This window comes from Ornithinibacillus sp. FSL M8-0202 (genome assembly GCF_037975285.1).
In the GTDB taxonomy this organism is placed as follows: Bacteria; Bacillota; Bacilli; order Bacillales; family Amphibacillaceae; genus Ornithinibacillus; species Ornithinibacillus massiliensis.
Genome location: NZ_CP150248.1, coordinates 1,287,342 through 1,314,113, shown reverse-complemented (window position 1 = coordinate 1,314,113; position 26,772 = coordinate 1,287,342). Strand labels below are relative to the sequence as shown.

The following is a 26,772-nucleotide window of genomic DNA, read 5'->3' as shown; positions in this document are numbered from 1 at the left end:
ATGAAACCAGCTTTTCGTTTAGTACGTAATGGTCTATTTATCTTATTCCTATTTGTCATACTTTTTGCTTATGCGATGTTTCAAGGGGGTTTTACGAGCTGGTTCCTATTTTATAGCTTTCTACCAATCTTCCTCTATTTAGTGGGTTTACTGTTTTATCCGATTTCCCGTTGGAATGTGGAGAGGAATATGTTTAAGCATGTCGTTGCCACAGGGGATCGAATTACGGCTTCTATCCAAATAAAACGTAAAATCCCCTTTCCTATTTATTATGTCATCGTTGAGGAAGTGTTTCCTGAGTCGTTAAATCGAATGGATATTCGGCATGCTAAATACCAATATATGGACCAACCGAATAAATTGTATCAAAACCGTCAAATGAAAAAGATTATTTTCCCTTGGTTTAAGCGTGAATTTATTATTACCTATGATCTCGATCAGCTACCTAGAGGGGTTCACGTTCTTCCTGCTGTTCGTGTTAAGACAGGTGACATATTTGGATTAATTAAAAAGGAGTATGTTTATCCCGTAACGAATGAGTTAATCGTATATCCCGTTACAAGGAATATTCATTTAGTTGAAAAGATAAACAGCTATGAGCAAGGCTCGATTTCATCCTTTTCCTTAAATCTAAAAAATACAAACGTTGCAACTGGCGTTCGTGAATATACGCCAGGTGATAAATTTTCCTGGATCGATTGGAAACAAACAGCTAGGAAAAATGATGTCATGACCAAGGAATTTGAACAGGAAAAAAGTACAGATACGCTAATTATTTTAGATAATTGCTACTATCATGGCATGAATTTACTTGCTTATGAAGCCACTATTGAGGCGAGTATGTCTTTAATGGAAACGATAAGAAGACAAGCCTCTCAAGTTGGGTTTCTATCGATTGGGGAGGATACGGTATTTTTCCCTGTTAAAAATGACCCTGCGAAAATGGAAGGAATCAGAAAGCACTTAACACAAGTACAGCCACGTTTGAACTATCCATTTGCTAGGAAGCTAAAAGAAGAAATGCAAAAAATAACGAATAGCTACTTTGTCATATTAGTTACAACGCATCTGGATCACATGGTAAGAGATACCCTTCAACATATGGGGCTAAGAGAGAAGAAGCTTATGATTCTATATATTCAGTCCGAGGGCCGTATTTCCATGGAGGAACATCGTGTTATCCAAGAGCTTCGTAATGAAGGGGTTGGCATTAGTCTGTTAACCGAGAAAGATTTGGTTATGGATCCAATCGAGGTGAATGCATTATGAGGAAACTAAATAGAACGAATATACCTTTTGTTTACACCTCTATTCTTTATCTGGCTGGTTTATTGTTATTTCTAGAGTGGCTTTATCCAGTAGATCAAGTAACGGATACGACGTTCATCGGCATCTTTATTATCTATACGTTTTTTTGTTTCTTTATCAGCCTTATTCAAATTAAATGGTGGCTATCCTTTATTTTAAAAGGATTTGGGATTGTTTTTATTTTGAATGGATTGTATTCTGCCAATAGTTTTTGGAGTATGACCTGGTTCAAGGAATTCTATTCAGAAATTGCCTATAATATCCAAGTTCTACTATCGCGACAATGGTTTGATTTATCTAATATGTTCCGTACCTTATTATTTTTACTCATCATATGGTTAATGAGCTATCTGATTTTCTATTGGTTTGTTCAAGTAAAGCGGGTTATGGTATTCAGTGTTCTAACGTTTGTTTATATCACACTGTTAGATACGTTTACTGTATATAACGCAGATTGGGCAATTTTACGCACATTCATTATTGCATTTTTAGCTTTAGGATTAGCGAATGTTCTAAAGGAAATCCAAAAAGAGAATATACAAAGCTATCGATTAGGTACGAGACCACTTTGGATTCTCCCATTAATAGTCATTATATTATTATCTTCCGTAGTTGGTTATGCAGCGCCAAAGCTTGACCCACAATGGGCTGATCCAGTTCCGTTTATAGAAGGTGTCGTAAATGGTAATGGGATTGGTGGGGTTGGAATAATTCAGAAGGTTGGTTATGGTGAAAATGATGATAGTCTTGGCGGATCCTTTGTCCAAGATTATACACCAGTCTTTAAAGCTTATATGAAGGAGGACAATTATTTCCGTGTAGAATCCAAGGATCTTTATACAGGGAAGGGTTGGCTTAATTCAAAGCGGAAGGAATTTGAGGAACAAGAGGATGGAATGATTAACTTTGAAACCTTCACCTCAGACGTCGTGACAGAAGAAAGACAGTTGAGGCTAGATTTTGATGAACGAGCGTATATTTCGAAACTACTTTATCCGTATGGAATTAATCAAGTAACCCCTTCTGATGAGAATGTGTCCTTGAAGCTAAATGATGCTACAGGTGAAATTAGAACAGAAATAAATGATAGTACTGTAGTTCTGTCTGATTATAAGATTATATATGACAAGCCATCATACCCTATCGATCAGATGAGGGAGAGTGGTACACCGGCAGATGAAGATTTACTAGAGAAATACACTCGTCTACCATCCACTTTGCCAAATAGGGTCCAAGTACTAGCAGAAGAAATTACAGCGAATCACGATAATCAGTATGACAAAGTCCGTGCAATTGAACGATATTTTGGTGCTAATGGATTTGTTTACCAAATTAGTGATGTTGCTGTTCCTGAGGAAGATCAAGATTATGTAGATCAATTTTTGTTTGAAACAAAGGTAGGATATTGTGATAATTTCTCTACTTCCATGGTTGTTATGCTTCGTACACTAGACATTCCAGCTAGGTGGGTAAAAGGATTTACTAGTGGTGAAAAAATAGGCGACAATGTGGATGAGGAAGGTAATAATCTATATCAAGTAACCAATGCCAATGCCCATTCATGGGTAGAAGTATATTTTGAAGGAATTGGATGGGTACCATTTGAGCCAACACAGGGCTTCAATGCACCAAATAGTTATGCTGTTGATACATCCACACAAGATGATGTACTAGAAGCACCTGAAGCAGAACCACAAACACCAGAACAAGAGTTAGAAGTGCCAGAACAAGAGGCTGATGAGGCATTTAGCCCAGCTGCTAAAGCAGATGATCAAAAGATGGAATTTACAATAGTTCATGGGATTATTCTAGCAGTGATTCTCCTTATTGGAATCGGATTAGTATACTGGAAGAGAAATCAAATAAGAACCTATTTATTAGAGCGAAAAATGACCAAACGAAAGGATGAAGCGACATATCAAGAAGCCTTCCATTTCGTATTGAAATTATTGAGTAAGAAAGGGTTCCAGAAAGAACCAGATCAAACACTGAGAGAATTTGCTGTCCGAATAGATAATTGGTATGGTACAAATGAAATGGCTAAGCTAACAGCAAACTATGAGAAGCTAATCTATCAAAATAGTACCAATCACAATGTAGAAGATGAAATGTCGGATTTATGGAAAAATTTAATTAAACGTATATTGGGTTGACTAGAGTTTCCTATCACTAGTAAAATAAGTTTAACTTATAAACACATGCTTTCATATATCCTCGATAATATGGTTCGAAAGTTTCTACCGGGGTACCGATAATACCCTGACTATGAAGGCGGAATTCTAGATATTACCCAAGTCTGGATTTCTGCCTTTTTCTATATTTATGTACTTCCTATGCTAGGAGTATGATATAGAAAGGCTGAAATCCAGACTTTTTTTATTTTCTTTAGCAGTAAGGATATATGAAGCCTATATTACATGCTGCATTTGGATGGCGGTCAACATATTACAATATAAGGAGAATAACAATGGATAACGAAATGATTCTAGTTTTAGACTTTGGTAGCCAATACAATCAATTAATTACACGAAGAATCCGTGAATTTGGTGTCTATAGTGAACTACATTCACACAAAATATCAATAGAAGAAATTAAAAAGATAAACCCAAAAGGCATCATCCTTTCTGGTGGACCACATAGTGTATATGATGAAAATAGCTTCCGACCAGACGAAAGAATTTTTGAACTAGACATACCGGTACTTGGAATATGCTATGGTATGCAGCTCATGGCATTACACTATGGTGGAAAAGTAGATAAATCCAAAAATCGTGAATATGGAAAAGCAACCATTTCCCTGCAAAATAATCCAGTATTATTTAGTGAAACGCCAGAAGCACAAACAGTCTGGATGAGTCACGGAGATAAAGTTGTTGAAGCACCGTCAACTTTCACAGTAGATGCAACAAATCCGTCCACTCCAATTGCCGCATTCAGCATGAAGGAGAAGAAGATGTACGGTGTTCAATTCCACCCGGAAGTACGCCACTCTGAGTATGGAAATCAATTATTACGTAATTTCGTATTCGATGTTTGCGGAGCAAGTGGTGACTGGACAATTGAGAACTTTATTGAACAAGAAGTAAAGGCAATTAGAGAAAAAGTTGGTAACCGAAATGTCCTTTGTGCCCTAAGTGGTGGTGTTGACTCTTCTGTAGTAGCAGCTTTAATTCATAAAGCAATTGGCGATCAATTAACGTGTATTTTTGTAGACCATGGTTTGTTACGTAAGAATGAAGCAGATGACGTGATGAAGGTATTCGCGGATGATTTTGATATGAATGTGATCAAGGTAGATGCTTCAGAGCGTTTCCTATCTAAGCTAAAAGGTGTCGATGATCCAGAGAAAAAACGTAAAATTATTGGGAACGAATTTATTTATGTTTTCGATGATGAAGCGGCGAAGCTAAAGGATATGGATTTCCTAGCACAAGGAACACTTTATACCGATATTATTGAAAGTGGAACAGAAACAGCACAAACTATTAAGTCCCATCATAATGTAGGTGGACTTCCTGAAGATATGCAATTTGAATTAATTGAGCCTTTAAACACATTATTTAAAGACGAAGTTCGTGAATTAGGTTCACAATTAGGCTTACCAGATCGAATCGTATGGCGTCAACCATTCCCAGGACCAGGACTAGCTATTCGTGTACTTGGTGAAGTTACCGATGAGAAGCTAGAGATCGTTCGCGAATCGGATGCTATTCTAAGAGAAGAAATTGCTAATGCAGGCTTAGAACGCGATATCTGGCAGTATTTCACAGTATTACCTAATATTCGCAGTGTTGGTGTAATGGGAGATGCTCGTACGTATGATTACACAATCGGTATTCGTGCAGTAACTTCTATTGATGGAATGACCTCTGACTGGGCAAGAATTCCATTTGATGTATTGGAAAAAGTCTCTACTCGAATTGTAAATGAAGTAGCACATATTAATAGAGTAGTGTATGACATTACGAGTAAGCCACCTGCTACGATTGAGTGGGAATAAGAAGAAAAAGCCTAGAAATCTTTATTTGATAAGGTTCTAGGCTCTTTTCATTTGAAGTTGCAACCATCTCGAAATCAACCCAAATTATTCACTATTGGTTAAAGGCAGTTATCCGTTTCTTTTTTCTTGAATAGAGTCAAGAACTCTATTTTAGATATGAACTAAAATCTTCATGTAAGTTTACCTTATTCAAAAACTGTCTTTCTAATGAATAGGCCTGTGTTTCATATTCTCTGAAATTATCTTCTTACGGATTTTATTCATTACCTCGCACGACTTTCTGTAAATATTTATTACTCTAATTTTTTTAATTCATCCATTAATTCTGTAGCAGTATCTCTTGTATAAGGCTTTCCAATCAAGAGACCATAAACTTCAATATTGGGATAATATAATGAACTATCTTTTTTATCGTTGAGTTCTTCAATACATCCAAGACGTTTTAAAATATAGTATCCAATAGCTGAACTTCGACTAATCCCTTGTTCACAATGGAGAAAAAAATACTTATCCGCGTATCGATCTATAAATTCATCTATTATCACTTTATCATTTTCAGTTAATCTATTACTGCCTTCAGGAGTACTTCGGTCTATTTCATCAGCAAAAGTCCATTCATCGTAAAAAGCCAAAGATAATGTATCTAGATATCGTTTTGAAGCAGTATCTTTTACTGGTGCTCTATCACCAATTCTGATTGCTACAGCTTGTTCCTTTGGAACTGGAGGCATCCAATCTAAAAATTTTTTACGACTCATGATAGTAACTTTATTCAATGACAATCTCTCCTTTTGACTATTTTCGTTTAACATAGTGATTACCAACAATAATAACTAAATTAAAATGAACCCAAAATATTTATAAATCAAATATTGCTGTAACACTTTCAAATTCATCTTTTGTTCAAAAATCTACTTTTCTTTACTTTTTTTAGATTCCGACTTCTTTAGCTGCATTTTTATTAATCAATCCTATTGTTACTGCTAAATCTAATGAAATAATCCGTAGATATTGCGAATATATGCAGATGAATAATTTTCAAAGAGAACATTCTGCCATTTTTTTATGGTTGGTGGTGTAATATCTTTTAATTTCCGATTGAAAAAATATGAAAAGTGAATATCCATGTGACAGTCATGTAAAATGACACAGTTTTGCTTATTTATATGGCACACATAATTGGAAATTATAATTGATCTCATTGCCGTTTGACACAGAGTCTCTACGGACATGATTCTATCCAAAACACGGTTAAAGTAATAATTCAGCCCTTCCGAACAAAGCTATCATGCCGACTCTCCGTGTAAAACGCAACGATTAAACTAGAAAAAGTGTTTCAGATTATTAATCGAAACCTGTATTATACAATTAAGCAGTCACACCGAACTTTCAGCCACGCTAGTGTGTAAGTGTTATTTAATTATTTCATCAAAGAATTTTATTTCTTCCATATTTGCTAAATGTTTTTTGTAAAAATTAAAATTTTGTAACTGTAATTTATCACAAAGTTTTTTGGTCATCCATTTCCCTCGTTCTTCAATCAGTAAGTTGATGTTATGGTAAAATTGTTCAAAATCCGATATTTCTTTAGGGTAAGTTCGGACATTAAAATGCTCATTCCATAGTTCTTGGACAATAAAATTTTTGTTTACAAAAGGTTGTAAATAATATTTTTTAATAAATTTTTGCCAATTTAGTTCACCAATTTTATCGTCGATACTTAAAAAATAATGGTGTAAGTCTTTTAAAGTCAAATCCCAATAATCTTTTGTTGATGAAAGTGCATTCCCTCTACCTGTGTTCATCCATGATAACATTACAATGTAATTACCAAAGGAGTGAGTTAATCGTGAAAACTTTTCTATTTCCTCGATTAGATCTACTTTTGTTTCTCCGGATTGAATACGTGATTTATTTCCTTCTGAAAAATGGAATTTTTTTAGCAAACCAGGGTTTTGGATTAATCTTGAATTAAGATCAGCAATTTTTGGAATTTCTCCATACTCTGATTTTAATGTTTCTGCATTTTCAACACTGAAAGGGGCTAATACATTTTTTTTTGGTACATCTTTGTATAAATTTACAGATATAAGCCTATTGAATGTTGAAACAAAGGAATTCATAGAGTCACCACGTATTTGGTCATTTGGGTCTTTTTGCCAGTTCAAAATTTTATAAATATGAAAACTTTCCTTGTCGCAATCAGCTTCCTTACCAGTCTTGCCGGTAATATTAAATTTTTCATTTTTATCCTTAAGTAAATAGCTCTTATATTGCAGTATTAATGGCAATTTTGGCTTTGACTCATCCAGTTTTTCGTTCACGTAACACTGCTTGAAATCAAAATCCCAAGGGTTTATATTGTTTTCATCACAATATTTGAATAGCTGTTTTACCCATTCTTCACTGTTCATATTTTTTTACCTCCTTAAGTTAAGAGAAAAGGCTTAATTGCCTTTTCGTTTTATCGTAATTTCAATTTCTTCAATCTGTTGTTTTTCCTGGATCAAGTGTTTTACGACACTACGATAAATTATCATTGCGTCTTGTTCTAGTCCGAACACTTCGTAGATTTCACAAAGGTTGTTCATTTTGTTTGCTTTAGCAAATTTGTTGCATTGTTTCAAAAGTTCAACTGTTCTTTCTTGGATTTTGTCATCAACACAATGGTCATCACTTAAGAGATATTCAAAAATGTAACTGCCCAGCGTGTCATAAAGCTTCATTGCAAAAGGTGATTTAGTAATTGCGTTAAGAGTAATAATGTTAACTGACATAATTCGACCTCCAGTTTTAAATGGGCATTAGATTTAGTAGCGAGTACTTATTCAATTTTCAAAGAACAACATTGAACCCATTTTTTTGACGTTGATTCTCCTTTATAATAATGCTTTTTTAACGTCTTGTCAATAAAAATTCTCCACTTAGGTGACTATAATTATAGGTGAAAAATTTATAAGAGTTCTAAAATAGAATTTATAATAGGTCGTTTATTTCAAATTTAGTCAAAAGATTGTCAGCGAATTTTTGTAGAATTTCTTTTTCTTTAGCTGATATATTATCAGTTAAAAAAAGGTCTAAAGTATCATTAACAACAGTCTCGACCGAAATAGCACTCTCATGTTGTATTTCATAAATGGCTTGAATGAAAACAAATTTAATTGTAGCACCGATTGTTACAGACCTTGCATCCACGCTTCGTTTAATTATTCTTCGCAGTTCATCAATTTTAGACTCTATACTATTCGAAATTTGAAATTTTGGCCTTAATGATCCGGAAGAAATTTCATATCTCTCTAAAATTTCGTTTTTGGGTAATAAACTTAATGTCTTACTCCAATCTATTTCCGTCCATTCATCATAAGTATCTATGATTGCTTTGGATAAGACTTCTCCTTTAGTGAAAACAATACCATTTTTCTTTTGATAATGTTCTTTTAGTAATTCAAGCATTTGAGCAGTTTCAGTAGCTATCCTAACTTGTAATTCCATGTAATCATCTCCAATTCAAATTTATATAGCGGATAGTGCATAAACAAACGCTAGATAGTTCGCAAAGTCGCCAATTCTTTTACGAACATCTCGTAAATCGTTCTTATTTCTTGTAGGATTATCACTTTGTAAGAATAATTTTTATGTTCCAAGTATCAGCGTTCCGGTTATTTTGCTTAAATACATTTTCCAAAAATGAAATAATTACACTATTATGCTTCGTAGTTCGCCTCTTTATAATATCCTTCCAATAGACTAAAAAATCCTCACTCTTTTTATCTGCATTATCAAAGATAGCTTTATAGGTTGATTCCATTTCTTCCAAGGTAACGCTGCTAAATCTAGTGTAAGTAATTTTCAAAAGGTCTTTGTTGAAATTCCATAATCGACTTCCATATGGATTTGACGTTTCAATGTAAATATATATCAGAAGTATAATCAAAACAAATTATTTTCTCCTTTAAAGTGAAGAATGTGTATAATTAGAGAATGGACTGGTAAATTTTACTGTAACCATTTTGCAACCAATACAAGTGGCAAGTGAAACAGTATCTTTTCTAACTTCTTCTAAACAATCAAAACCGCATAAATTCAACAATTCAAGCTAGGGATTGAGGCACTCACATGCTTCGTATTTAATTAGTGAATTAATGTATCTGTACTTGTACTATCGCAACGTATGGGGCATTCTAGTCCAGAAATCATATTAAAACAATATTCCCATATGTGGCAAGGTGCTGATACAGTGGTTGCTGATGAAATGGAATATTAAAATAGATACTGCGACAAAAAGGGAAAGAGATTTTAATGGAAATCAATCTATAAAAAGATATGAAAAGGTGATGGAGATTGGTATTAATACTGTGATTAAGTAGTTATTGTAATGAATGTGGTAATGACTATGCTGACGGTGAGAAGATTCTTTACACATGGAATGAAAATAGTTTCTTCTGTAATAAATACAAGGGTATAATGGATGGTAGATTCAGAGAATCATACTTAGATTGGAAAGTTTATAAAATCCATAAATAATAAAGGAGTGTTTAGGTGACTACGGTATATTCTATTAGTGATATTCATGGGTGTTATGAAGCTTTAGTTGATACTTTGAGTTTAGTTGATTTAGAGTCTAATAAGAATAATAAACTTCTATTCTTAGGTGATTATATAAGTAGAGGGAAGGATAGTTGTAAAGTTCTTTATCATATAAAAAATTTAGAAGAAAGATATCCTACTCAAGTTGTTGTATTAATTGGAAATCATGAGCAGATGTTTCTTGATTGGTATTGCGATAAGGATGAATTTATGTGGTTATCACATGATGAGCAATTATTAACGACAAAAAGTTTTTTTAAAGCAGCACATTGGGAATATGTTTTTAGAGAATTACTACATCTCAAAGGCTCTACACTAAGAATGAGTAACTTTATCAAAGGTGAGTTGAAGAAGGTACATACAGGATTACTGGAATGGTTATTATCAAAAAGAGAAGAATTCTATTATGAAACGGAAAACCAAATATTCGTACATGCTGGAATATGTGAGACCGATTCAGATTTATGGAAGCATGCTACAGATCCGCATGAATTTACATGGAAATATCCTGCAGAAACAGGCACATTCTATAAAGACATAATTGCGGGGCATGTCTCTACAGTTGAGGTTTCCAATGATAGAGGTTATTTTGGTAAAGTATTTTGGGATGGGCAGAGTCATTTTTTTATTGATGGTCAGACAGTAGATAGTAATTTAATTCCATTATTAAAGTTTGATACCTGTGCAGGTGTATATTCAAGTTATGAGAAACAAATTGATGGTTCTTGGAATGAATACAAAATAACGAAGAGGAATAGTTGATTATGAGTAATATGCCTACCTATGAAACTTATTTAAAAGCTAATGATAGTTTAACATTCGAGGAATCGACCAAAATTTATAATCAGATTTTTGAATCAGCTAATAAAAATGATATAGAATTTAGAGAGTATTGGGAAGAGATGATGACTAACGCAATTATTTATGCCAATACAAGGGCAAAGTGGTGTATTCAAGATATTAATGAAAAAAGAGAAAATGATGAAAGTAGGACAAGGCAACACAATGCTTTCATGGTTAGCTTAAAAGTGATTGCTGCATATATGAGAGAGCGAAAGTGGGATTCTACTTGGTTTGAACAATTAGGAACGATAGAAAGAGATAGAAAACGTTTTGGAGATTTTGCTTGTTATTTAGTTTATATCAATTCATTAAATGCTAGATAAGAAGATACCCACCATTAACCCCACCAAAATCTAATTAATACTAGTAAAGCCCCTTATTAAAGGGCTTTGCAAGGAATGGATTATTATTGAGTGGGAGTAATAGAAGGAGAGCTGAACCCCTTTGTTTACAAGGGTTTCAGCTCTTTTCATTGCATTGTTATTGAATTATTTGTTTTTAATCCTTTACGCCTTCATAGTACATACACTTATAATGTGCAGCTTCATATCTAATTAAATCTGTTGTGTTTTCAAAATCATGATAATAATCAGCAATCCTATGAGAAAAAGTAACCAGTCACATATCAGAAAGGTTCCTTTTTGTTCTTGAGGACATGTACAAGTAAAATAGAAGAAGTGTTAATGAATTGTATCCCCAAAAATAAATACCAAAAATTTCAACCCCTTTATAATGCTTGGTCATCAATTTTCAAGCCTACTTCGGGCTTGAATTTTTTGTATTGAAGCCATAAATATATTGCAACTACTGTAAATGATATTAGGTCAGCAACAGGAGTAGCCAACCATACTCCGAGTAAACCAAGGAACTTCGGCAGAATATAAACAAGTGGCAGCAGCAGGATCAGTTGTCTTAATGAGCTTAAGAAAATTGCTTTCCGAGCATCTCCTATATATTGAAAGAAATTGGCTCCGATCATTTGAATACCAACAATCGGTACCATACAGCAGAAAATACGCAAACCAAACGTTGCAGTTTCCAATAGTTCGGGATCGGTGCTCCCACCAAAAGCTAAAATAATATAACTACTAAAAATCTCAATTAATAAAAACATGAAGATGCAAAAAAACAAAACGTACTTTAATGCATATTTCATCGTTTCCTTTACACGATTTATTGCTGCATGACCATAACTGTATCCGATAATAGGCTGAATCCCTTGGCCGAGACCTATTATTGGCATATATACGAGCATAGCGATAGTGTATATTACACCATAAGCGGCAAGACCGGTATTTCCTCCATATTCGTAGGATACTCGATTGAATATCAAAGCAACCAAGCTTAACGATATTTGTCCAATAAAGCCGGAAAACCCAATAGCTATAATTTTCTTTACTTCATCGAGATATAAGCGCATGTATTTGTGGTGTAGCATAATACCAGAATTGTTTTTAAATAGGAATTGCAAGGACAACGTTGCACTAACAAGGTTTGCAATTACGGTTCCAAGTGCAGCTCCACCAACGCCAAGACCTAAAATGAAGATAAAAATAGGGACAAGGATTATATTAACAAATATGCCAACAATAAAATTGATGAATGCTCTTTTTGCAAAACCCATGCTGCGGATGATACTATTCATTGATTGTGAAATAACGAAGAAGACGGAACCCAAAAGTAAATAGGTTGAATACTCAGCGGCATAATCAATATTCTCACCATTGGCACCGTATAAGTAAAGAATAGGCTTAAGGAATATTATCCCCAACACAGCAATTAATAAAGACAACGTCAATGATAGAACGAACGATGTACCTACAATTTTCTGTGCCCGTTCATTATCGTTTTTTCCCAGAACAATTGATAGATTTGCACCTGCCCCAGACCCTATTAACTGAGCCAATGACTGCATAATAAGGTACAAGCCAAAAGCCACAGTTACAGCTGAAATTGCTAGCGTATTGACGCCCATAGCTATGAAGATACGATCAATAGCCATATTGATTGAATTTACTAATAAGGCAAGGATAGCAGGCGTGGATAAATTCCTAATTAACTTTGGTACTGGCATGGTTTCAAGTTTACTAATAAGATCACCTCATAATCCTACAAATTAATGTGAGCAATTACTCATGTTCTGAAGTATACTCTGACTTACAGATGTTGTCAATAAAAACGTGAGTAAAAGCTCGTATTATCATTGACGGATTTATAAAACAAAATTACACTATTATTTAGATAGGAAAGGATGATAGTAATTTGGAAAACCATTTAAATGGAACAAAGCGTCGAATTCCCAAGCAAGATAGAAGTATACAAAACCGGGACAAAATATTGGAAGCTGGCATAAAATTATTCAGTGAAAAAGGGTATTACGAAACAACGACAAATGAAATAGCCAAAGTTGCTGGCGTATCAATAGGGAGCCTATATTCATATTTCAAGGATAAAGATGCAATATTTCTTAGTATATTGGATGACTACCATAAGAGGTTCCTCTCATTTTTCCATGAACAAGACGAGGATTTAAGCTATGAGCTATATGTCCGTGATATGAAGCAATGGTTAAAAAATCTTATGGTCAAATTACTTGAAATACATGAACCTGTGAAGAAGCTGAACAGAGAAATGCTCATAATGTATTACTCAAAACCACAAGTAGCACGTATCATGGACACACAAACAGAGCGAATACGTACAATGACTATGAGTTTTATCGCCCGATTTGGGAGTAGTGTTGATGATATGGAGACAACGTCTGCGATTATAGTTGACTTCATTACTACTGTAATTGATAGGATTCTTTATAAAGAAAATGATAACTTGGATAAAGAGAATATCATTGAAGCTGCTGTAGACATTCTTGCAAAATATTTCTCTTAGTACGAGATAGTAATAAATAATTACTAACAATCATAATGTGAGTATAAACTCACTTGTGGTTCTTGTCTGTTTAATCAGATATGGACCCGGATACATCGATATTATCGTTTTATGTATCAGGAAAATAATGATAGTTATGGCTGAATGCAAAATTCATGTTGTAGTTCGGCCATGGTATTGAACACTATTGTAGTATGATTTTGGTAATAACGAGATTTCCTGGTTCTTCTTGAGTTAGGTTTACAAGAGAACGGTCCTTATCTTCTGTGTTTTTCCCAAAAGAAAAAAATATGCTTATTAAAAAAACGGCGGTTTTGAAATTTGTTATTTTCAAAACCGCCGTTATATTCTAGTTGTGTATAGTTTGAAGATTGATAGAATAAATCATACAAATCTAATCAAATTTTGAATTCCTTAATTCATTACTTTAGTGAAGTTGCTCAGATTATATTAACTTTTCAGGCCTGGGCTATTTATATTCCACCTATCAATCAAGCAAAAGCTGATATGCTTTACGCTCACCGTGTTCAACAGGGAAATAAATCATGCCACTATAATGAAATCCTGCATTCACAATCACTTTTTGCATAATTTCATTTTTGGGGTATGTGTCAATACGTACATCTTTATATTCCATGTGACGAGAGAGTACTATTAAATCATGTAATAAGATTTTGGATAACCCTTTGCCACGGACATGTAAATCTACCGCTATTCTATGGATAACGATGTAAGAATCCTCTTGTCCTTCCCATGATTCTCCCGTCATATTTTCGTAAGGTGCTTCTGGGCCTGGAACTAATGCGCCATATCCTGCTATCTTGTTATCGGAGATTAAGACATGTGCATATCCTTTTTCGATATCTTGCTTAATTAATTCAGGTGTCGGACCATCCCCATTTTGCCATTGGGGTAATCCTTGCTCCTTTAAATAGGCAATTCCATCATTTAGAATCGACATAATTGCTTCTAAGTCATGTATTGTTGCTTTTCGTGTATAGACTGGCATTATTTAATCCTCCGATATTTTTAACATGTGTTTTCTTATTATTACTGAGGTAATGCCGTTTAAACAAGTAAAATGCACTTCTAAAAGAGGATAGTTACTTATAATTGTTGAACATGATGTTGTTATTAGGTGATGGTAAATCATTGATGGGTGAATTTAGAAGTGAGGGAGAGTACTTTCTTCCCTAAGTCTCGAAAATGTTTTGGGACGTGGGTGAAAAGGCGAACATTATTTTTTTTGTTTGTAAAAACGTTCGGGAATGGTTGACATTTAACTAGTAAAATAGTAACATATTATCTGAAACAAGGTAAAAGAATACTTTGCGTATAATTTAGGGGATATGGCCCAAAGTTTCTACCAGACCACCGTAAATGGTCTGACTACGCAGATTAGTAATATTTAGATGATAGTTTATTATTTACTAGAATCCAATTACTTTTCTCACGTAGTTTTTTGGTAGCAAGCTTAAGTCCCCAATTGGTGGATTTAAGCTTGCTTTTTTTTATTTGCATTCATTTTTAGTTATTTTAGGAGGAAAAGTAATGAAGAAGTTTTTTCAATTTGAACAATTAGGAACTAATTTCCGCACCGAATTTACTGCCGGATTAACAACGTTCTTAGCAATGGCATATATATTATTTGTTAACCCTGATATTTTAAAGGAAACAGGTATGGATCAAGGGGCGGTATTTACAGCAACAGCAATCGCTGCAGCAGTAGGTACGTTATTAATGGGTCTTATTGCGAAGTATCCTATCGCCCTAGCACCGGGAATGGGATTAAATGCATTCTTTGCATTTTCGGTTGTTATTGGAATGGGTATTCCTTGGGAAACAGCATTAGCTGGGGTATTAGCTTCTGGACTTATTTTTATTGTGCTAACATTAACTGGTCTTCGTGAAAAAGTAATTAACGCTATCCCTGCTGAATTGAAGAAAGCAGTAGGAGCAGGTATTGGATTATTTATTGCATTTGTTGGTCTTCAAAATGCTGAAATTATTGTAGGTGATCCAGATACGTTATTAGGACTAGGGGATTTTACCAATCCGATGGTATTACTTGCTATATTTGGATTAGTAGTAACTGTAATTCTATTAGCACTTAAATTAAAAGCAGGTATTTTTTATGGTATGATCATTACTACTATTGTTGGATTGATTTTCGGTTTGTCTGAGTTCAATGGTATTGTTGGAAGTGTACCAAGTCTTGAACCTACGTTCGGGCAAGCATTTGCACACTTTGGTGACATTTTCACTATCCAAATGCTAGTTGTCATTCTTACTTTCTTATTTGTCGATTTCTTTGATACGGCAGGAACTTTAGTTGCGGTATCGTCACAAGCAGGGTTAATGAAGGATAATAAATTACCACGTGCTGGTAAGGCATTGTTTGCTGACTCAGCAGCGACAGTTGTTGGTGCAGCAGTAGGTACGTCAACTACTACTTCTTTCGTCGAATCTTCTTCAGGTGTTGGAGTTGGGGGACGTTCTGGATTTACTTCTGTTGTAACAGCAGGATTTTTCCTATTAGCGTTATTCTTCTCACCACTATTAAGTATCGTGACATCAGCAGTTACTGCACCAGCATTGATTATTGTTGGGGTATTGATGGCAACAGCGTTAAAGGATATCGATTGGAATAACTTCGCAATCGCTGTTCCAGCCTTCTTAACGGTTATTATGATGCCATTAACATACAGTATTGCTACTGGTATTGCAATTGGATTTATTTTCTACCCAATCACAATGCTTGTTTCTGGAAAAGCGAAGCAAATCCATCCAGTTATGTATGTACTGTTTGTCATCTTTGTTGCATACTTTATTTTCTTGTAGGAGTTAACTTAAACCAATTATAAATTACTGGTCGTCGATTCATGGGCGGCCAGTTTTTTAATCTATTAAAATAGAAAAAGCACCCGTCATGACGGATGCTAATTAATCTTACTTCCAATTCTCTTCGATAAACTCATCACGGCCTGATTTGGCCCGATCTTCTTTATATTCTTTTTCGCTTTTTTTATAGAAATCTTGATGATAATCTTCCGCTGGATAGAATGTAACAGCTGGTAGAATCTCTGTTACAATTGGCTTTTGGAATCGGCCACTTTCCGCTAATGCTTGTTTAGAAGCTTCTGCTTGTGCTTTCTGCTCTTCATCATGATAGAAGACAGCCGTGCGATATTGTTCTCCACGATCTTGGAACTGACCACCAGCATCGGTTGGATCAATTTGGCGCCAGTAAACCTCTAATATTTCATTATAGGAAATAATACTTGGATCAAACGTAATTTCAACTGCTTCGTAATGACCAGTAGTACCCGTCTTTACTTCCTCATACGTTGGATTTTCTACATGGCCACCAGTATAACCAGAAACAACAGCATGCACACCGTCCCACTGATCGAAAGGTTTTACCATACACCAGAAGCAGCCGCCAGCAAATGTTGCTTTCTTTAATGTTGTCATATTATATATCCCCCACATTGTGCTATAGACGATGTAGACAGGCTACATCATATTGAACTAAATAAGATTATATAAAACTATATCATATTTAGGAAAACTATCCTAAAGAAAAATTTCAGAAATTAATATGAAAAGGTTAGAAGGAATTCTATGTAACTATAGTTAATCCTTCTTATAAACATGTAGCATAATTTTAGTGACGTATTCTTCCTCGTTATTTTTTACAATGGAATCATATACGAACTCTTCAAAAACATAATCTCCTAAGACTAGATTTAATCTATCCATTTCTTTTAAGAAACGTTTATAGGTTTGGTTAACTGTTGCGACTCCCCCGATATGATAGCCAATTAAGAAGTCTCCCTTAACTGCTTGAAAGTACGGATAACCTTGCTTAGGTGTAGGTTGCTCCATATACAAATAACTATAATTTGTATATTCCCCTTTTAAAATATGCTCTCTTTTCGTAATAACCCCAATTGGATATCCTGTATCTAGCTTGGATATGTATAACTCGTCAATAAAATCAGAAACGACCTTAACAAATTCATCATTTGAGATGTTTTCAATATTTCTACTTAAATAAAGTGTTGCTTCTGGCAATTGTGTTAACGTGATTTGCTCAAAATCGGTTTGGGCGGCATCTTCCATTAATTCTATTTTTGCTTCAATAAGCTTCTCCTTCATTTCTATTTCTTGACGTTTGATGACGATTTCTTCTTTCTTTTGATGCATTAGTTCTAGAAATTTCTCTGGTGATTTATTATTCATGTAGTGTTGAATGTCTTTCAAGGACATATCTAGATCCTTTAATAAATCAATTACATTAAATAGCTCTATTTGATGAATGGAATAAAAGCGGTATCCTTTCTCGTTTTTTATAATGGGGGATAAAAGGCCAATTTGATCGTAGTAAAACAGAGTTTGCTTGTTTACTTTACAAAGCTTGGCAAACTCACCAGACGTTAAATATTTCTTTTTTTTGCTCATTATGATCAACTCCATCTTGACTATATAGTTACTATATACATTAGGATATTTAGTTGTAAATAGAAAATTATCTATATGTTTATATATATAAAGTAAAGGTTAGGGAGAATGAGAATATGCGTACAAATAAAGTCACCTTATGGTTATTACTACTGAACTTATTTATCGCCTTTTTAGGAATTGGTTTGGTTATTCCGGTATTACCGACATTAATGAACGAATTAGGCATTACGGGAAAGACAGTAGGCTATTTAACAGCAGCATTTGCGATTGCCCAATTAATCGCTTCACCATTAGCAGGTAAGGCGGTTGATAAGTTTGGCAGAAAGATAATGATTGTGATTGGGTTATTTATTTTTGGTTTTTCGGAATTTCTATTTGGTATTGGGAAAGAAATCGAAACCTTATTCATATCACGTATACTAGGTGGTATTAGTGCGGCATTTATTATGCCAGCTGTTACAGCCTTTATCGTTGATATCACGACGAAGGAAACTCGTCCTAAAGCACTGGGATATATGTCAGCTGCGATTAGTACTGGATTTATTATTGGTCCTGGGATTGGTGGTTTCCTTGCAGACTTCGGAACTCGAGTACCGTTTTTCTTTGCCGGTGGGCTTGGTAGCTTTGCAGCTATTCTATCGATTATCTTACTAACTGAGCCTGAGCGTTCAGCAGAGTATGAGGATGAGGAACAGGATTCGCAACCAAAAGTTGGCTTCAAGCGTTTGTTTGTGCCAATGTATTTGATTTCGTTTGTACTAATTTTCATTACCTCGTTCGGACTTGCAGCTTTCGAATCATTTTTTAGCTTATTTGTCGATCACAAGTTTCAATTCACGCCAACAGATATTGCGATTGTCATCACTGGGGGAGCAATATTTGGTGCTATCTCCCAAGTCTTATTATTTGATAGGCTTACCAAGTTATTAGGGGAAATTAGGTTAATTCAATATAGCTTATTATTATCAGCAGTGCTCGTTTATATGATGACGGTTGTCCAATCATATCTATCTATATTACTCGTAACCTTTATTGTGTTTGTAGGGTTTGATTTATTCCGTCCAGCGATAACTTCCTACCTTTCTAATATAGCTGGTAGGGAGCAGGGATTTGTTGGGGGAATGAACTCCATGTTCACGAGCTTAGGAAACATATTTGGTCCAATAGTGGGTGGCGTATTATTTGATATAGATATTAATTATCCATACTTCTTTGCTACTGCAATTATAGCGATGGGAATCGTATTATCGCTGTTTTGGAAACAACCTGCTAAGAAAATAGTTACGGAAGCTGGGTAATTAAACCGTAATCTATACCTAAGTAACTGAAATATGGTATTTGGCTATTAAAAGCTCCGGAATATCGCCGGAGCTTTTATTTGTGTAGATTAGAATAGCGCTTAGGTGATTTTCTGTTCTTATCATTAGTTTTCCTCCAGTAACTCAACCTTAACGCGATTCTTCTTACTAGAATCAGAAATTAACCGATGTAATTGGATATATAGTAGTCCATTATGATAGGTTGCTTTGATTTTATCCGAGCGAACTGGAAATGGTAAGGAAAGATTGCGGTCAAACACACCTTGTAGTATCTCTTCCTTCACTACTGTACCGGCACTAAAACCGATATCTATCGTTCCACGTAAATCTAATGTTGTATGGTCTACATAAATATCTACTTTATCCAAATCCGTTAATCCTGGTATGCTTGCAATACATAATATTTCATTGTCCGTTTGGTAAATATTGATTTGGGGAATGGTTGGTTTAAGGATCCCTTCAAACTGATTCCAAAATTGCTCGCCAAAGAAGTGATCTAAATTCCGTTTCCAATCAGACATTTGCTGAAATGGATCCATGACAACACCTCATTTTTTGCAGTATGATAGTTATACTATATGCAAAGTCTAAAAAATGGGTGTATGCCCTTAGGAGTATAAGAAAATAGGAGGTTATGTTATTGCTGGAAAATGCTCTAATCATGGTTGCTATCATTCTGATTATTAATATCGTGTATGTTTCCATGTTTACCATTCGTATGATTTTAACATTAAAAGGACGCCGCTATGTGGCAGGCTTTGTTAGTATGTTTGAAATTGTTGTCTACATATTTGGGCTAGGTCTTGTATTAGATAATTTGAACGAGATACAAAACGTACTAGCTTATGCTCTTGGTTATGGAATCGGGGTAGTTGTTGGTTCCATTATTGAAGAAAAGCTTGCACTTGGATATATTACTGTAAATGTTATCTCTGGTAATCCTGATTTAAACTTTACCCGTAGATTAAGGGAAAAGGGGTATGGTGTAACCAGTTGGTCTGCTTATGGAATGGATGGAGACCGGCTATCTATGCAAATATTAACACCAAGAAAATACGAACTACGATTATATGAAGAAATTAAAACCATAGATCCGAAAGCCTTTATCATTTCCTATGAACCGAAGCAAATTCATGGCGGATTCTGGGTAAAACAAGTTCGAAAAGGACGTTTACTCAATCCGAAGAAAAAAACGAATCCTGAAATTGAGAATACAACAAAAAGTTTTGATGAGATGTCTTAAGGAACTAATGGGAAGAATATTATTAACATGGTAATATGGATGGCAAAGGCGGGAAAGGAATGGATTACTTATTATTTCATGATTGAATTTTTCAATTCAGATCCTTGTTTTAGTAAATGTTGTAGTACGAAAATATGGTTCAATATTTGATAAAAAATGCTCAACTTAAACAAAAGAAATATAGACTAAAGTTTTAACCTCTGCCCTTATATAGGCCAGAGGTTTTTTGTGAGTACTATAGAGTGATTGGGAATCTTAGAAATTATCGGGGATATTTTTTAAAGGGCGTTAAGTCTAGAGTTGGATATTTATGTTAAAATATATATAACATTTAGAGTATTAAGTGCTTTAATTGACGGATCAGGTTAGTGATTAAAATATTCTTATATGTTATTGATATATTGAGAAAATGGAGGCGAAATGATGAACTTTTTTGATTGGAAAATAGAAATGGTAGAAGGTTTAAAGCCTTATATAGATATGGAAAATAAAAGAATGGCCATTCTTACAAATGAAGATGATGAAATTCATATGGCTTTAGAATTTGATGGAAACGACAATTTAGTTATGCATCCAAGATGGAATATAAATATTATTATCTTAGGTGATAAACATTTGAAATTTACTACAAATTCATAAAAATATGTTTGAGCATACGGGGCAAGGGTAGAGCAAGACGGTCTTCAAATGAATCGTCTTTTTCTATTTATTTAATAATATTTTCGGAATATTGTGTCATTATTAAAGGGGCAGATTAATGTAAGAAAATAAATCATTTTTATAATAACATGTCTGCTTCGATTGGGAGGAGGAGGTAACTTGCGTCAAAGAATCTCATTTTTGTTAATTACCATGTTATGTATTTCTGCATGTAGTGAAAGTACGGGCGATAAATTAGAGTCTCCTTACGGGTATTATGAAGATGATAAAATGATTGGAACTGTTTGGGAAGTTTTAGAAGATGAAAAGAGTATTGACGTGGACATTTCTGAATGGGAAAAAAGAGACAGAAAAGGTCCTGGTATGACAGATGAGGGATACTCTTATATAGCAAAATTATCAAATGAGACAGTTATAAAGCACGAAGATGGAAAGGAAGTATCAATCGATAACCTAAAAAAGGGACAAAAAGTGTTAGTTAATCCGCCAAGAGGAGATAGTTTCGAAGGTTATCCAGATGAAATCATTCTGTTAGAGATGTCTTATGAAGAAAAATTTTGGCAACTTCGATTACATACAGATGGATTTAATATAGTTGTAATGTATGAAACATTACCTACAGAGCTACAGGAAACATTCTTTGAAGACATAATGGACATCATGGAGGATAAAGAACAGGATGCAGTCGTCAATTGGGTGTATTATGAAGAAAATTATGTTGTTGATTATAAAGAAGAATTTGACATAGAACAATTCCCAGTATTGTTTGTGTTTGACAAGCAAGAACTTATTTTTAAATCCTATAGTGTTGATGAATTATATGAGTTTCTTAAGGATTTGAATTAATAAATATTGTAAGGGATTTGTTTGTGAAAAAATGTACTTTGACAAACGGATAGTGAAACAGGGATCTATGAAGTTCGCCTTTTTCTTATGGTAAAATTCCGATAGTATATTTGGAATATTAGTTAGTATTGGTTTGTGGAGTTATTGAATTAATGGGGCAGGATAGTTGAAGAATCGTCTTTAGCTCATATTCAACAATCGTGCGATATTGTTGCAGATATAAAAAGAGGTTGATATTTACATCAACCTCTCTTTAAAGATTTTTAGGATGCAGCGATTACTTCGCAAGATATATCAAAAAAAAATGAAGAACCTTGATATCCTATAATTAAAGGAGGTACCTTCGTTGTATAATCATGAAATTATAATTAAGAAAATTATATTGTATGTGGAAGAAAACCTACATGAACCACTTACTTTGGAAAATATTGCAGCACAATCAAATTTTTCAAAGTATCACTTTCATCGAATATTCCAATCCAAGGTTGGCATGACGATAACTGAATATATTCGGTTAAGAAGATTGGCTAATGCTTCTTCCGCCTTGCTTTACACACGTGAACGCATTCTTGATATCGCTTTATATTATCAGTTTGAATCACAAGAATCATTTACAAGAGCATTTAAAGAGATTTATAAGCTACCACCTGGAAAATATCGCAAAATGATGTCAGAAATGATTAAAATTAAGGAGGAAACAAATATGGAGACAAAGGTAAAAGGTTGGTTTTTAAGTGGATCAAATCCATTTAATTACGAAATGGGGATTGACCATGAAGTTGTTCATCAGGGGAAAGCATCAGGTTATTTAAAATCCAAAACAGTGTTAGATTCAACAGAATTCGCTACCATGATGCAAACATTTAGGGCTAATCAGTTTGTTGGAAAACGTATTAGACTCTCTTGTTTCATCCGTACGGAAGAGGTAGATGTGTACGCTGGGATGTGGATGCGAGTAGATGACACAATGGAAGATGTTCTTCAATTTGATAATATGAGTAATCGCCCCATTAAAGGAACAACAAACTGGAACCATTATTCTATTATTTTGGATGTTCCAACCCAAAGTGCTGTTATTTCATTTGGTATCATTCTGTCTGGACAAGGAACTGTATGGGCAGATCAATTCACTTTTGAAGAGGTAAATGAAAGTATTCCAACAACTAATTTAGAGGTGCATGGTGAACTGCTGGACGAGCCAGTAAATTTATCGTTTGACGAAAAAATATGATTTAAGGTAGGGTGATAACATGGCTAATTCTGGTAAAAAGGCTGCCGTTTTAAGTATTATAGTTATAATTGCAATTATGGCTGTAAAGTTGGTAGGAATTAACACGCTTGTTCATTACTTAAAGTTTTGGTGAAAATATTGCTTAACTATACCGCAATCGGGGCAATTTTCTTTAATAAAAAGCGTCTTTTTGCATGGACAACACATTAAAGTGACTAAGTTTATTGATGTGGAAAAAAGATTGTGAATTATTATACTTAGAGTAACGGGTGAGAGTTAAATAAGGTGATCCAAGTGGTATCGCCTTTTTCTTATGGCTAAAATCTCGTTTTTATTTTTGGAATATTATGTTAGTGTTTAGGTAGAAGATATTAAGCAAACGGGGCAGAAGAGTTGAAAATCAAGAAATAAAAGGGGGAATAACCTACCAATGAATATTGAAGCAGTTTTTGTTGACCGTGATGGAACTATTGGTGGTACTGGACATTTTATTCATCCAAAAGATTTCACCCCATATTCGTTCAGTAGAGTTGCATTACAAATTTTAAAGGATAATAATATTAAAACTTTTGCCTGTACTAATCAACATAGAATTAGTAGAGGTGAAGCTACCCTTGATGATTTTTACAAGGAATTTCAATCATATGAATTTGATGATGCCTTTATTTGTCCTCATAGTTCAGATGATGACTGCAATTGTCATAAACCAAAACCAGGAATGCTTTTGGAAGCATCAATAAAATATAAATTAGATTTAACAAAGACTGTATTTATTGGTGATGTTGGTTCAACTGATATGTTGGCAGCTCATTCCGTTGGTGCAATGAAAATTTTAGTGCTTACAGGATGGGGGTACAGTTCCCTTAATCAATACAGGGATAAGTGGGCGGAAATTGAACCAGATTATGTAGCTGAGAACCTATTAGACGCTGTTAAATGGGTCATACACAAAAATAAAGTATAAATCTTATTGAACTACCAGGTGCAATATTCAAATGAAAAAGGGTGATTTAATCGTGAATATACAAGTCAATCTGAAAGATATAATTGAAGAAATGGAAATCCAATTTGAAAAGTCACTTTCATTATTAAATATGAAAACAGGTGAAATAGTGTTAGTAACATCAGAGGACTTGAGAGCTGCTGAAGAAGAAGAACCTTTTGATCATTTACCTGAATGGCAACAAGAAAATAGAAAGATTGCAATTGATATAGTTGATAACTTTGAAAATTATATAGAGTTACCAACTAAATATGATGTGAATGAATATAAAATAATGGAAAACTTTTGCTTAAGTGTAAGTAATCAATGGAAGCAGGAAGCTTTATTAAGAGCAATTAAGGGAAAGGGGGCTTTCAGAAGGTTTAAGGATAAAATAATTGATTTTGAAATGGAAGAGCAATGGTATACATACCGTTACGAGTGTTTTAAACAAATTGCGATTAAGTGGTGTCAGGGAAATAATATAAACTTTATTGAATAAAAATGATAAAGGCGATTACTGTATCAAAGGGGAATCACTTCTTCTGCCTACCTATGTTTTATCATAATTTTTATATTTTCCATTAAGAAGGTAGCCCTTTTCTAGGAAAAATTGTGATATATTGCACTTAAACTATCAGGTGCAGTGGTTAACATACTATAATTTAAACAAGCGAGAAAAAATAATATATGAAGTGTTAAAAAGGAGTCCCTATGAGAAAAAAAGTTACTATTGGGTTGATAATGATAACCATTATAATTGGAGCCATTACTTATTATCCGACTTTGAAGGAACCTATTAAAGAAACCGATACTATCATAACGGATAAAAATGGAAAGGTAGTAGAACCAATTAATGGTGACAACGATAACATTGGTCATTAATGAAATTTAATACAAAAAATGCAAATGAAACGGATTAATCTTGAAGGCTAGCTTGCCAACTTATAAATTAGGTTATATAAGGAATAGGTGTGTTAGGCAATTAGGATAATCAAATCGATGGTCTTTATTTTTACAATATATATTTTGAATTATGCTAATATCAAGGTATAAAGGTGTTGTGATAACTAGTTAAACAAGGTTCAAATGTATAGAAGGGAAGATGAAAGTGATACTTTTAAATGGAGTAAGTGGATTTAATGGACCTGATCCGGTAACCGATGGAAAATACTTCAAAAAAGTATGTTACTCGTTAATTCAGAGACTAAATGGGAATGTATTATCTTTTAGCGAACCAGAAGCTGCTCGTAATTATTATGAAGTGAAAGTAAATGTTCTTGAGGAGAATATGTCTATCCTACTCAATAATGTATATCCATTTATCGCTTTTGCTTCATTAGTTGACCATGGCTATATTAAATTTATTGATAATGAGCCGTTGTTAAATGGATTTAGTCCATACTATCGAGTTCTACGTTCGAATGAGTTAAATGAACCGCTAGTGATAAAGGAAAATAAGGGAAGAATCATTGTGGAAAACAAGAATGAACTAAATGAGGCTGAGTTAAATAACATTAAATATTGGAAATCTAAAACAGTTGGAGATGTAGTCTTCAACTATTGGGATTGACTACAAAATCAAGAAAAGAACTTCAACTAAGGGTGCAAGGTTTAACAAGAAAATGGCGGTGAAAATAATGAGGGAGATTGTGAAAGAGTTTTTTTCACCAAGTAAAATTTATAAGGTTGAAATTATTAAAAGAACCGATGGACTATATACAACGGAGGTCTCAAGGTGGTTTAGGTGCGATGATGAGTATACATATGAGTATTGGAGCCCAATTAAAAAAGGTTTATCGCTAATAGATACAGAGGAAAATGCAATAAAAATTGGAATTGAACAATTAAAAGAACTCTCGGGTGAAAAATTTACTTATAGCTATTTCAATCTCACTAACGAGAGCAATTCCGAAATAAAATGAGCATCAATCAGGACAATATAGCAATTTAACAATATATCATTTTTTTTAGGAGTGGTTAGGTGAATAAAAAAACCTTTAACATAATTGGTTGGATTCTGCTTTTGGGAATGGGTGCTTCGTGGATAGGGTTTGGCTATTCAAATTGGTACTTATTAGTAACTCCAATGGCGTACTTATCTTTTTCAATTAACGATGGCAGTATAAAAAAATTAGGGAAAATAAAGCAGATGTCCTTACTGCAAGTAATTCTAATATTGGTTGCTTTTATTGTGTCAGTATGTATTGTATTTGGTCTAATCCAATTAGCTAATTACCTGATAAACGATATGTTTCATTTAACTGGAGGGATAAAGACACTCTGCGTGATTATTGCTGTGGTATTTTCATTATACCCTGTTAAGTTTACGTTTGGCAGTGTTGTTTTTAAAGTAATGAACGCTACAAGATAAATGAATTGTGAGTATTGAAAGTACGG

At 34.1% G+C, this 26,772-nt stretch carries 29 protein-coding genes, 1 pseudogene and 2 riboswitches; of the genes and pseudogenes, 19 read left to right on the top strand and 11 right to left on the bottom strand.

The genetic code is table 11. The features are described 5' to 3' along the window. The 3 genes from MKY78_RS06755 (at position 1) to guaA (ending at position 5,308) form a co-directional block, all read left to right on the top strand. Positions 1–1,269: a DUF58 domain-containing protein gene (locus MKY78_RS06755; RefSeq protein ID WP_339217079.1), complete on the top strand. Its 1,269-nt coding sequence runs from the start codon at positions 1–3 to the stop codon at positions 1,267–1,269. Then, positions 1,266–3,461, top strand: a complete 2,196-nt coding sequence (locus tag MKY78_RS06750) for a transglutaminase domain-containing protein (RefSeq protein WP_339217078.1) — start codon at positions 1,266–1,268, stop codon at positions 3,459–3,461. The genes MKY78_RS06755 and MKY78_RS06750 overlap by 4 nt, the downstream gene beginning before the upstream one ends. 31 nt (positions 3,462–3,492) lie before the next feature. Beyond that, a riboswitch (purine riboswitch) is annotated at positions 3,493–3,594 on the top strand. A 181-nt stretch (positions 3,595–3,775) separates the two neighbouring features. After that, positions 3,776–5,308: a glutamine-hydrolyzing GMP synthase gene (guaA, locus tag MKY78_RS06745; protein ID WP_186869050.1), complete on the top strand. Its 1,533-nt coding sequence runs from the start codon at positions 3,776–3,778 to the stop codon at positions 5,306–5,308. Between the two features lie 293 nt (positions 5,309–5,601). On the opposite strand, the gene MKY78_RS06740 is transcribed toward guaA, so the two are convergent. From MKY78_RS06740 to MKY78_RS06715, 6 genes are all read right to left on the bottom strand, one after another. Further along, a complete protein-coding gene (locus MKY78_RS06740; protein ID WP_339217077.1) occupies positions 5,602–6,084 on the bottom strand; it encodes a hypothetical protein in 483 nt (160 codons plus the stop codon). Positions 6,085–6,297: 213 nt separating this feature from the next. Beyond that, a complete protein-coding gene (locus tag MKY78_RS06735; protein ID WP_339217076.1) occupies positions 6,298–6,510 on the bottom strand; it encodes a hypothetical protein in 213 nt (70 codons plus the stop codon). Between the two features lie 210 nt (positions 6,511–6,720). Beyond that, positions 6,721–7,722, bottom strand: coding sequence for a hypothetical protein (locus MKY78_RS06730; protein ID WP_339217075.1), 1,002 nt, complete (start codon positions 7,720–7,722; stop codon positions 6,721–6,723). A 33-nt stretch (positions 7,723–7,755) separates the two neighbouring features. After that, on the bottom strand, positions 7,756–8,085 hold the full coding sequence (locus MKY78_RS06725; RefSeq protein ID WP_339217074.1) for a hypothetical protein: 330 nt from the start codon (positions 8,083–8,085) through the stop codon (positions 7,756–7,758). A gap of 199 nt (positions 8,086–8,284) precedes the next feature. Then, entirely contained in the window at positions 8,285–8,800 is a 516-nt protein-coding gene (locus MKY78_RS06720) for a hypothetical protein (RefSeq protein ID WP_339217073.1), read from the bottom strand. A 121-nt stretch (positions 8,801–8,921) separates the two neighbouring features. After that, a complete protein-coding gene (locus tag MKY78_RS06715; protein ID WP_339217072.1) occupies positions 8,922–9,161 on the bottom strand; it encodes a hypothetical protein in 240 nt (79 codons plus the stop codon). A gap of 247 nt (positions 9,162–9,408) precedes the next feature. On the opposite strand from MKY78_RS06715, the pseudogene MKY78_RS06710 reads away from it, so the two are divergent. The 3 genes and pseudogenes from MKY78_RS06710 to MKY78_RS06700 form a co-directional block, all read left to right on the top strand. Beyond that, positions 9,409–9,675: pseudogene (locus MKY78_RS06710) on the top strand (hypothetical protein); the annotation flags it as partial. Between the two features lie 172 nt (positions 9,676–9,847). Then, the gene (locus tag MKY78_RS06705; RefSeq protein WP_339217071.1) at positions 9,848–10,657 is read left to right on the top strand and encodes a metallophosphoesterase; all 810 of its coding nucleotides are present in this window, start codon (positions 9,848–9,850) and stop codon (positions 10,655–10,657) included. A 2-nt stretch (positions 10,658–10,659) separates the two neighbouring features. Beyond that, on the top strand, positions 10,660–11,061 hold the full coding sequence (locus MKY78_RS06700) for a hypothetical protein (protein WP_339217070.1): 402 nt from the start codon (positions 10,660–10,662) through the stop codon (positions 11,059–11,061). 404 nt (positions 11,062–11,465) lie between these two features. On the opposite strand, the gene MKY78_RS06695 is transcribed toward MKY78_RS06700, so the two are convergent. After that, positions 11,466–12,812, bottom strand: coding sequence for an MATE family efflux transporter (locus MKY78_RS06695; protein WP_339217069.1), 1,347 nt, complete (start codon positions 12,810–12,812; stop codon positions 11,466–11,468). Between the two features lie 188 nt (positions 12,813–13,000). On the opposite strand from MKY78_RS06695, the gene MKY78_RS06690 reads away from it, so the two are divergent. After that, positions 13,001–13,624 (top strand): TetR/AcrR family transcriptional regulator, encoded by a 624-nt coding sequence (locus tag MKY78_RS06690; RefSeq protein ID WP_339217068.1) that lies wholly within the window; start codon positions 13,001–13,003, stop codon positions 13,622–13,624. A 487-nt stretch (positions 13,625–14,111) separates the two neighbouring features. On the opposite strand, the gene MKY78_RS06685 is transcribed toward MKY78_RS06690, so the two are convergent. Next, the gene (locus tag MKY78_RS06685) at positions 14,112–14,633 is read right to left on the bottom strand and encodes a GNAT family N-acetyltransferase (protein ID WP_339217067.1); all 522 of its coding nucleotides are present in this window, start codon (positions 14,631–14,633) and stop codon (positions 14,112–14,114) included. A 302-nt stretch (positions 14,634–14,935) separates the two neighbouring features. Further along, positions 14,936–15,036: riboswitch (purine riboswitch) on the top strand. A gap of 139 nt (positions 15,037–15,175) precedes the next feature. On the opposite strand from MKY78_RS06685, the gene MKY78_RS06680 reads away from it, so the two are divergent. Continuing rightward, positions 15,176–16,465, top strand: coding sequence for an NCS2 family permease (locus MKY78_RS06680; protein ID WP_339217066.1), 1,290 nt, complete (start codon positions 15,176–15,178; stop codon positions 16,463–16,465). 108 nt (positions 16,466–16,573) lie between these two features. On the opposite strand, the gene msrA is transcribed toward MKY78_RS06680, so the two are convergent. Continuing rightward, on the bottom strand, positions 16,574–17,098 hold the full coding sequence (gene msrA, locus MKY78_RS06675; RefSeq protein ID WP_339217065.1) for a peptide-methionine (S)-S-oxide reductase MsrA: 525 nt from the start codon (positions 17,096–17,098) through the stop codon (positions 16,574–16,576). A 162-nt stretch (positions 17,099–17,260) separates the two neighbouring features. Then, positions 17,261–18,088 (bottom strand): MerR family transcriptional regulator, encoded by an 828-nt coding sequence (locus MKY78_RS06670; RefSeq protein ID WP_339217064.1) that lies wholly within the window; start codon positions 18,086–18,088, stop codon positions 17,261–17,263. Between the two features lie 116 nt (positions 18,089–18,204). On the opposite strand from MKY78_RS06670, the gene norA reads away from it, so the two are divergent. After that, entirely contained in the window at positions 18,205–19,389 is a 1,185-nt protein-coding gene (gene norA / locus MKY78_RS06665) for a multidrug efflux MFS transporter NorA (protein ID WP_339217063.1), read from the top strand. Between the two features lie 125 nt (positions 19,390–19,514). On the opposite strand, the gene MKY78_RS06660 is transcribed toward norA, so the two are convergent. Next, on the bottom strand, positions 19,515–19,949 hold the full coding sequence (locus MKY78_RS06660) for an Hsp20/alpha crystallin family protein (protein ID WP_339217062.1): 435 nt from the start codon (positions 19,947–19,949) through the stop codon (positions 19,515–19,517). Positions 19,950–20,050: 101 nt separating this feature from the next. Between MKY78_RS06660 and MKY78_RS06655 the strand changes: the two genes are divergently transcribed. The 10 genes from MKY78_RS06655 to MKY78_RS06610 all read left to right on the top strand — a co-directional run bounded on the left by MKY78_RS06655 (position 20,051) and on the right by MKY78_RS06610 (position 26,746). Further along, a complete protein-coding gene (locus MKY78_RS06655; RefSeq protein ID WP_186869042.1) occupies positions 20,051–20,653 on the top strand; it encodes a DUF2179 domain-containing protein in 603 nt (200 codons plus the stop codon). 423 nt (positions 20,654–21,076) lie between these two features. Next, positions 21,077–21,292 (top strand): hypothetical protein, encoded by a 216-nt coding sequence (locus MKY78_RS06650; protein ID WP_339217061.1) that lies wholly within the window; start codon positions 21,077–21,079, stop codon positions 21,290–21,292. Between the two features lie 180 nt (positions 21,293–21,472). After that, on the top strand, positions 21,473–22,159 hold the full coding sequence (locus MKY78_RS06645; RefSeq protein WP_339217060.1) for a hypothetical protein: 687 nt from the start codon (positions 21,473–21,475) through the stop codon (positions 22,157–22,159). A 346-nt stretch (positions 22,160–22,505) separates the two neighbouring features. Then, on the top strand, positions 22,506–23,390 hold the full coding sequence (locus tag MKY78_RS06640) for a helix-turn-helix domain-containing protein (protein WP_339217059.1): 885 nt from the start codon (positions 22,506–22,508) through the stop codon (positions 23,388–23,390). Between the two features lie 430 nt (positions 23,391–23,820). Further along, positions 23,821–24,354 carry an HAD-IIIA family hydrolase gene (locus MKY78_RS06635; RefSeq protein WP_339217058.1) on the top strand — a complete coding sequence of 178 codons (534 nt, stop codon included), beginning with the start codon at positions 23,821–23,823 and terminating at the stop codon, positions 24,352–24,354. A 31-nt stretch (positions 24,355–24,385) separates the two neighbouring features. Beyond that, complete coding sequence (locus MKY78_RS06630) at positions 24,386–24,874, top strand: UPF0158 family protein (RefSeq protein ID WP_339217057.1); 489 nt, start codon at positions 24,386–24,388, stop codon at positions 24,872–24,874. 212 nt (positions 24,875–25,086) lie between these two features. Then, positions 25,087–25,257: a hypothetical protein gene (locus MKY78_RS06625; RefSeq protein ID WP_339217056.1), complete on the top strand. Its 171-nt coding sequence runs from the start codon at positions 25,087–25,089 to the stop codon at positions 25,255–25,257. A 220-nt stretch (positions 25,258–25,477) separates the two neighbouring features. Further along, positions 25,478–25,945, top strand: coding sequence for a hypothetical protein (locus MKY78_RS06620; protein ID WP_339217055.1), 468 nt, complete (start codon positions 25,478–25,480; stop codon positions 25,943–25,945). A gap of 67 nt (positions 25,946–26,012) precedes the next feature. Continuing rightward, positions 26,013–26,297: a hypothetical protein gene (locus MKY78_RS06615; RefSeq protein ID WP_339217054.1), complete on the top strand. Its 285-nt coding sequence runs from the start codon at positions 26,013–26,015 to the stop codon at positions 26,295–26,297. A 59-nt stretch (positions 26,298–26,356) separates the two neighbouring features. Further along, on the top strand, positions 26,357–26,746 hold the full coding sequence (locus tag MKY78_RS06610) for a disulfide bond formation protein DsbD (protein WP_339217053.1): 390 nt from the start codon (positions 26,357–26,359) through the stop codon (positions 26,744–26,746). The last annotated feature ends 26 nt before the right edge of the window (positions 26,747–26,772 follow it).

What these genes read in the sequence shown, in the direction of transcription:
- guaA (WP_186869050.1), top strand. Translation starts at nt 3,776, where the DNA reads ATGGATAACGAAATGATTCTAGTTTTAGACTTTGGTAGCCAATACAAT.
- MKY78_RS06720 (WP_339217073.1), bottom strand. Translation starts at nt 8,800, where the DNA reads ATGGAATTACAAGTTAGGATAGCTACTGAAACTGCTCAAATGCTTGAA.
- MKY78_RS06685 (WP_339217067.1), bottom strand. Translation starts at nt 14,633, where the DNA reads ATGCCAGTCTATACACGAAAAGCAACAATACATGACTTAGAAGCAATT.
- MKY78_RS06755 (WP_339217079.1), top strand. Translation starts at nt 1, where the DNA reads ATGAAACCAGCTTTTCGTTTAGTACGTAATGGTCTATTTATCTTATTC.
- MKY78_RS06680 (WP_339217066.1), top strand. Translation starts at nt 15,176, where the DNA reads ATGAAGAAGTTTTTTCAATTTGAACAATTAGGAACTAATTTCCGCACC.
- MKY78_RS06615 (WP_339217054.1), top strand. Translation starts at nt 26,013, where the DNA reads ATGAGGGAGATTGTGAAAGAGTTTTTTTCACCAAGTAAAATTTATAAG.
- MKY78_RS06660 (WP_339217062.1), bottom strand. Translation starts at nt 19,949, where the DNA reads ATGGATCCATTTCAGCAAATGTCTGATTGGAAACGGAATTTAGATCAC.
- msrA (WP_339217065.1), bottom strand. Translation starts at nt 17,098, where the DNA reads ATGACAACATTAAAGAAAGCAACATTTGCTGGCGGCTGCTTCTGGTGT.
- MKY78_RS06695 (WP_339217069.1), bottom strand. Translation starts at nt 12,812, where the DNA reads ATGCCAGTACCAAAGTTAATTAGGAATTTATCCACGCCTGCTATCCTT.
- MKY78_RS06735 (WP_339217076.1), bottom strand. Translation starts at nt 6,510, where the DNA reads ATGAGATCAATTATAATTTCCAATTATGTGTGCCATATAAATAAGCAA.
- MKY78_RS06635 (WP_339217058.1), top strand. Translation starts at nt 23,821, where the DNA reads ATGAATATTGAAGCAGTTTTTGTTGACCGTGATGGAACTATTGGTGGT.
- MKY78_RS06700 (WP_339217070.1), top strand. Translation starts at nt 10,660, where the DNA reads ATGAGTAATATGCCTACCTATGAAACTTATTTAAAAGCTAATGATAGT.
- MKY78_RS06650 (WP_339217061.1), top strand. Translation starts at nt 21,077, where the DNA reads ATGAACTTTTTTGATTGGAAAATAGAAATGGTAGAAGGTTTAAAGCCT.
- MKY78_RS06670 (WP_339217064.1), bottom strand. Translation starts at nt 18,088, where the DNA reads ATGAGCAAAAAAAAGAAATATTTAACGTCTGGTGAGTTTGCCAAGCTT.
- norA (WP_339217063.1), top strand. Translation starts at nt 18,205, where the DNA reads ATGCGTACAAATAAAGTCACCTTATGGTTATTACTACTGAACTTATTT.
- MKY78_RS06625 (WP_339217056.1), top strand. Translation starts at nt 25,087, where the DNA reads ATGAGAAAAAAAGTTACTATTGGGTTGATAATGATAACCATTATAATT.
- MKY78_RS06630 (WP_339217057.1), top strand. Translation starts at nt 24,386, where the DNA reads ATGAAAAAGGGTGATTTAATCGTGAATATACAAGTCAATCTGAAAGAT.
- MKY78_RS06730 (WP_339217075.1), bottom strand. Translation starts at nt 7,722, where the DNA reads ATGAACAGTGAAGAATGGGTAAAACAGCTATTCAAATATTGTGATGAA.
- MKY78_RS06620 (WP_339217055.1), top strand. Translation starts at nt 25,478, where the DNA reads ATGAAAGTGATACTTTTAAATGGAGTAAGTGGATTTAATGGACCTGAT.
- MKY78_RS06750 (WP_339217078.1), top strand. Translation starts at nt 1,266, where the DNA reads ATGAGGAAACTAAATAGAACGAATATACCTTTTGTTTACACCTCTATT.
- MKY78_RS06725 (WP_339217074.1), bottom strand. Translation starts at nt 8,085, where the DNA reads ATGTCAGTTAACATTATTACTCTTAACGCAATTACTAAATCACCTTTT.